The sequence below is a fragment of the Veillonella sp. genome (assembly GCF_015058545.1).
GTDB lineage: Bacteria > Bacillota > Negativicutes > Veillonellales > Veillonellaceae > Veillonella_A.
This window is the reverse complement of the sequence record NZ_SVCB01000066.1, coordinates 1-6,382: the sequence shown is the minus strand read 5'-3', so window position 1 is coordinate 6,382 and position 6,382 is coordinate 1. Positions and strand designations below refer to the sequence as shown.

5 protein-coding genes are annotated in these 6,382 nt (G+C 42.4%); all 5 read left to right on the top strand.

The window, feature by feature from the left end; all coding sequences use genetic code 11:
• Positions 1-220: 220 nt before the first annotated feature.
• Complete coding sequence (locus E7204_RS04345) at positions 221-2,125, top strand: TonB-dependent receptor (protein ID WP_295181933.1); 1,905 nt, start codon at positions 221-223, stop codon at positions 2,123-2,125.
• A 119-nt stretch (positions 2,126-2,244) separates the two neighbouring features.
• Positions 2,245-3,450: an adenosylcobinamide amidohydrolase gene (locus tag E7204_RS04340; RefSeq protein ID WP_295181931.1), complete on the top strand. Its 1,206-nt coding sequence runs from the start codon at positions 2,245-2,247 to the stop codon at positions 3,448-3,450.
• Between the two features lie 94 nt (positions 3,451-3,544).
• The gene (nifH, locus tag E7204_RS04335) at positions 3,545-4,357 is read left to right on the top strand and encodes a nitrogenase iron protein (protein ID WP_295181928.1); all 813 of its coding nucleotides are present in this window, start codon (positions 3,545-3,547) and stop codon (positions 4,355-4,357) included.
• Positions 4,314-5,708: a nitrogenase component 1 gene (locus E7204_RS04330; RefSeq protein ID WP_295181925.1), complete on the top strand. Its 1,395-nt coding sequence runs from the start codon at positions 4,314-4,316 to the stop codon at positions 5,706-5,708. The genes nifH and E7204_RS04330 overlap by 44 nt, the downstream gene beginning before the upstream one ends.
• Positions 5,698-6,382: nitrogenase component 1 (locus E7204_RS04325; RefSeq protein ID WP_295181922.1), on the top strand; the 685-nt coding region annotated here is incomplete at its 3' end. The genes E7204_RS04330 and E7204_RS04325, both read left to right, overlap by 11 nt.

Below are 6,382 nucleotides of genomic sequence, written 5' to 3'. Positions count from 1 at the left end.
CCGGCCTTAAAGGATGTGAAGGCAGTAAAAAATCATCAAATATATGTTATTGATGCTCGCTGGATAATGAGTTATTCACAGTTTATCGTTAATGGTATTGAAGAGTTGGCGCGTGTCACATATGGTTACTCTATGAAATAAAAAGTGTGTGTTTAATGGGTTTGTTTTATTACTATTTTAATAGTAAGTGTTTTATAGGTGTTGAGTTGGAGGGTTTATTATGGGTCGAGTTATGTTTAAAAACAAAAAAATGTTAGCTATGTATGTGACCTTGGCACTTGTTGGAGGTACGGCATTCGCCGGCCAATCGGTTTCGGCCGCTGAAACTAATGAAGTGTATGCATTACCTGATGTAGTAGTAACTGCAACGCGTACGGAACAGCAGGTTACTAAGGTGCCTGCCAGTGTAACCGTTGTAAAAGGCGAAGATTTGGAAGAACGTCATGAATCTAATTTAGGGGAAGCGTTGCGTAACGTGCCGGGCGTAGAATTTAATACCTATGGTGGTGGCGCCGGCTACACTAACTCGAATTCATTCAGAATTAATGGCAGTAATAACGTTTTATATATGGTAGATGGAATTAATATGAATGCAGCCGGTGTTAATGTACCGTTTACTATTTTAAAAAATATGGATGGCATTGATCGTGTAGAAGTGGTCAAAGGGGCTGCGTCGACTTTATATGGTTCCGGTGCTATCGGCGGGGTTGTCAATGTTATTACTCGTGTGCCGGAAGAAGGTATGAAAACGACCACTCGTATTACCGGCGGTAGTTATGATAGAGAGCAATATAAATTTATCAACGAGGGTAAAGAAGGCAATGTATACTGGCGTGCATCGTATCAGAAAGATATAGTGGGTAGCTATAAAGACGCCCATGGCGTGAAAGTCCCGCAACATTTAAACGGACGTACTGCATCTTTTATGGTTGGCAGCGATATTGACGCTAATAATAATGTAATGATTTCCTATGATTCCTATCGAGCCGATGTAAAATATGCCGATTCTGCTAAAAAATTAAATCATATTCGCTATGATAATGAAGGTAATGATTCGTTCCGTGGTATTTGGAAAAATACAATCAATGACCGCTTAAGTCATCAGCTATATGTATTAAATAATCACTATGACGGTACTTATGACGGCTATACGACGGATATTAAAACAATAGCCATCGGCGATCAGGTAACATATTTGGTCGGTGAACATACTTTGATTGGTGGTTTTGATTGGCGTCAGGATAAAGTAAATACTATCGGTGACAGCTGGGAAAAAATTACCGGTAAAAAGTTAACGAATACATCGTATTATGTTCAAGATGCTTGGAATTTTGCTCCAAAATGGACATTAACACCTGGCATTCGTGTGGATCATCATTCGGAATTCGGGTCCCATACATCACCTCACATTTCCTTGGGTTATGATGTAAATGAAAAGACTAATGTATATGTGTCGTATAATGAATATTTCTTGGCTCCGACCCCATATCAGTTATTCAGTGATAACTATGGGAACAGAAACTTAAAACCGGAAACCGGTCATGAAGTAGATTTTGGTGTTCATCATCAATTTAGTAATTCCTTAATAGGCAATTTAAACTTCTTTACCCGCCATTCCACTGATAAAATTGATTTCAATCGATCTACCAGTAAGTATGCTAATTTTTCAAATGAAAAAGCACGTGGTTTCAGCTTCGATTTGCGTAAGCAAATTACCGGTAACTTGTCAGCCGGAGCGGCTTATACATATACCCATATTGACGCTACATCCGGACGCTCCGCCAATGCAAACGGCTATGTACCGAAACATGCTATCAATTTAAGTTTAGACTATAACGATGCTAAATGGGATGCTCATTTGGATGTACGTGCCGTAATTAACCGTCCGGGCATTGCTACGACTGCCGATAAAGGTGATTTCTTCCCTAAGAGCACCTATTGGATTACGAATGTAAGTGCTAATTATCGTATTACTGATGATATTACCGTTTTTGGTCGTGTTAATAATATCTTTGATGTGTACTATGCGGAAATGTCGAATGTTGCCGGTTGGGGCGGTAGTGCCGGAGATTGGTGGGCAATGCCTGGCCGTAACTATCAATTAGGTATGGAATTCACTTTCTAATATAAATATCGAATGCAGTATAGTATTAGTTCTTTTACTATAGTTTAAAGATTACCCCCATTATGCAAGTAATGGGGGCTATATCTATATGTTATTTTTCACCAAAAGGAATCTATTTTATGGAACTGTGGAAATTGCCAACCGGCGACTCGGTATCACGTTATGAACGATCAATCGTAGTTAATTTTACCGGACCGCGCAAGGTATTGAGTACCTCTCTATTTAATGGTGGTTATCATGAGGATTATACTTATGTGTTCAATCATGACTCCAAGCCCAGCCCCGGGGAGACGATGTGCACGTCACTGGAAGATTATTTGCAGCATTTGCATGATGTAACGTTGCGTCTAGGTTTTGAACCCACCAAAGGAACCGGCATTGGTACGGCGGCCTACATGGAGAATGTAGCGATTATTGAGAAGTCTTATAAGGAACTTACGGTGACGGCTATTGTTACCGGTGGTATTGATGTTAATGGCGGACGTGTAGGCGATGAAGCTTCGTATCATAATCCTTTGGTAAAAACGGAGGCCACAACTGAGGCGGATATTCGTTTTAAAACGGGGCGAAAAAAGGCATCTCCGGAAAATCCGGCTAAGCCGCTTGGCACGATTAACATTATCCTTTATATCGACGGCGATTTGGCAGAACCTTTATTGGCAAGAGCCTTAGTGACTTGTACGGAAGCAAAAACGGCAGCCTTGCAAGAACTTCAAGCGGGCAGCCATTATTCGATGGGCATCGCTACCGGTTCCGGTACGGATCAAACGATTGTGGTCGCTAACAGTGAGTCACCTTATTATTATGACGGAGCCGGAAAGCATTCAAAGCTGGGCGAACTAATTGGTAAAGCAGTTAAAAAAGCGGTAAAATTAGCATTATACAAGCAGACTCATTTGGGGCCGAAACAGCAACATAATCTATTTAAGCGTTTGCAGCGCTTCGGGCTTTCCCTGAACTATCTGTTTGAAAGCTATATGAGTGAGTATGAAGCTGACGGCCATGAGAAGTTTGAAGTGCTTAATGCATTTGAGAAATATGCGCGCAGTAATGAAACAGTTGTTATGAGTGCCTTGTGGTCGCATTTGGTGGATGAATGGCTTTGGGGGCTTTTGACGGATGAAGAATTAAATCTTGGCTTAGTGCAGTTGGGGCTGGTACCGGTTGAAGCGTCCGGCTCTTATCCGTCTAATAGCCTTGAGTATTTTGAACCGGCCGGCATTTCCGATGTGCATCAATTTGAAGTTGATGCGGTAATTCGTAATTTAGAGAATCACATTATTAACGAAGTGCGCATTAGGCTGGGGGATGCTACGAAAGAGTAGCAATTCCAAATGCGTATCATAATATATAACGTATCAAATAAGTGCTGAGATGCTACGAAATAGCCTTATACAATAACGGAAAGGCAGTGATGCTATGAAAAAGATTGCTATATATGGTAAAGGCGGTATCGGTAAATCGACAACGACGGCCAATATTTCGGCTGCCTTGGCTCAGCAGGGGCAAAAAGTTTGTCAAATCGGCTGCGACCCTAAAAACGACTCCACCCGCTTGTTACTTCATAAGATTTGTCACCAAACCGTGCTGGATGAGGTTTGTCTAAAAGATGATGACGTTACGGCTGAAGATGTGGTTCATACCGGTTTTGCCGGAGTTACTTGTATTGAAGCGGGCGGGCCGGAGCCGGGGGTGGGCTGTGCCGGACGCGGTATTATTGTTGCTTTAGAAAAGCTTAAAGAGCTAAATATTATGGATGATACGGATATTGTGATTTATGATGTGCTGGGCGATGTGGTTTGCGGCGGTTTTGCTGTACCGATTCGTGAAGGCTATGCGGATGAAATTTATATAGTTACATCCGGTGAGACGATGGCGCTCTACGCAGCTAATAATATTTGTAAAGGGATTGCTCGTTTTGCCAGCCGTGGCTCGGTTCGATTGGGCGGACTCATTCTGAATAGTCGCTTGGTCCCTAATGAAGAAGCTATTGTGCAAGCTTTTGCAGAGCATTTAGGCACGAAAGTAGTTGCTGTGATTCCGCGAGATAATATTGTGCAGAATGCGGAAATTAATCGTCAGACTGTTATCGAGTGTGCACCGGACAGCAATCAGGCCGGCGTGTATCGCGAGTTGGCGACCTATATTAAAAACAATAAAGTCACCGATTTGCCAAAACCGTTAACGTTTGAAGAATTGGAAGAGTTGGTGTATAGCTATGGCCGTGAATAAGCGACGTTTTATAAAAGACAAAGTCAGTTACAGTTGCAGCATGCCCGGCGTGTGGAAAGCGGTAGCTCATTCAGAGGGCTGTGTGGTGGTTTATCACGCACCAAAAGCGTGTGCCCATATTACGGAAGAAATGGAACGTAATCAGTATTTTCGCATGTTGGCGCGCCGTGAATTTACGAACCCGCCTTATACAGCACCGCTTATAACATCAAATATTGCCAAGAAGGAATCTATTTTTGGTGGGACTTCACTGTTAAAAAAATGCTTGGACTATGTGGTAGCCACGTATTCGCCACGTTACATTATGGTTACCGATTCCTGTGTAGCCGGTGTTATCGGTGATGATTCGGCGGCCATTTGCCAAGAGGCGGAAACCGAGCATGGAATTCCTGTACTTTATGTGGATTGTCATGGCTTTTTAGACGGCGAATATTATGGCGGTTTTATCAATGCAGCTAAGCTATTAATCGATCGTTTTATGGTAAAAAAAGAAGTCCCTAAGGTTAATTCGTCGGCCAATGCACCTTATAAAGTGACTCTTATCGGTGAAAAAGACGGTCCGGGTTCATTGGCCATTCAACAGTTTTGTACTTTAATTGAAGACTTTGGGCTGGAAATTTATAAAAGTTTCCCCGGCTATTGTTCTATTGAAGATATGCAAAAAATCGGCGAATCCGATTTAACCGTTATTTTAGGTGGCACTCAAAAGGCCTATGCTTATTTACGTGAAATTGCCGATTATATGACTGAAAAGCTGGGTGTGCCTCATTTTGCTTCCGATTATCCTATCGGCTGGGAGGGGACTAAACGTTGGCTCGATGATTTCAGTGTATTTTTGCAAAACTTTAAAGATCAATCAGATTTTAAAGGGGAACCCCCTCATCCAAATATAGACATTGAAGCTGTAAAGGCCAATGTATGGCGTCGTTTTGAAGAAGGTTTGGCGCCTTTTAAAAAGACGCTGCAAGAGGCTTCTATCGTACTTGCTTTAGGCTATATAAACCCCAACTATGATTTGAGTTGGGTGTTGGAATGGCTTCATTTAGGTCAACTCGCGTTAAATCGAGTTGTTATTTTGGACAATGTTCCGGAGGCACAGCAAGCTGCGTATCGCACGATGATACAGCGCTTTTATCCGGAAACGCCGGTTGTTTTGGAAACAGTAGAAACGGTATTGCCGAAGGAAGCGTTAATCATAACAACACAGGAATTGGCCGAGCCTTTCTTGCGACAATTAATATTGCCTTGTTTGCCGCCTATCGGTATGGCCGGCTTGGTACAGATGTATCGGAAACTGTTTATGTTGGCCAGACGACGCGGCGAAAGGGGGATTGTTCTTTATGGCTGGTAATTCGTGGTTCAATCATAATGAATGCTTACAAAGTTGTGCTCTTTCCGGTGCGGCTGCCATGGCGGCGGGGATTACCGATGCGTACATTGTGGCGAATGGTCCGACATGGTGTTATTATTACGCCATGAAGGTGACGGATCGTCCGGGACTTAATTTAGGACAACGATTTTTGTGCACGTATCCTTCCAATGGAGCCATTGTCTTTGGTACAGAAAAGGAAGTGCTTCAGATGTTAGCTGATTTAGCTAAACTGCCAAAAGCGCCGGGACTCGTTCTTGTGGAAAACAGTTGTGCCTTTAGTTTAATCGGTGATGATTTGCCGAGTATTGTCAGCGAATCCGATTTGACCTGTCCTATCCTTACCATGGACTCCGGTGGCACTTTGGGGGACTTTTGGGCGGGTTATCGTAAATCATTGCTGGATTTGTTGAAACTTGTGGATTTGCAAAATAATCAAACTATTGCCAAGGATAAAGAAAATAGTCACGGAAACAGCACCGGTGAGAATAAAGCGAGCTTTTCAGTAAATTTTATAGGTTGCTCCGTTACGTATTACAATGAATTAGATGATTTGGCAGAACTGGAACGTCTGTTAAAATTAGTTGGTATAGAGGTTAATCTGGTATTGGCCGTTGACCATAGTATGGAAGATTTAAAACGCTTATCTAAGGCTG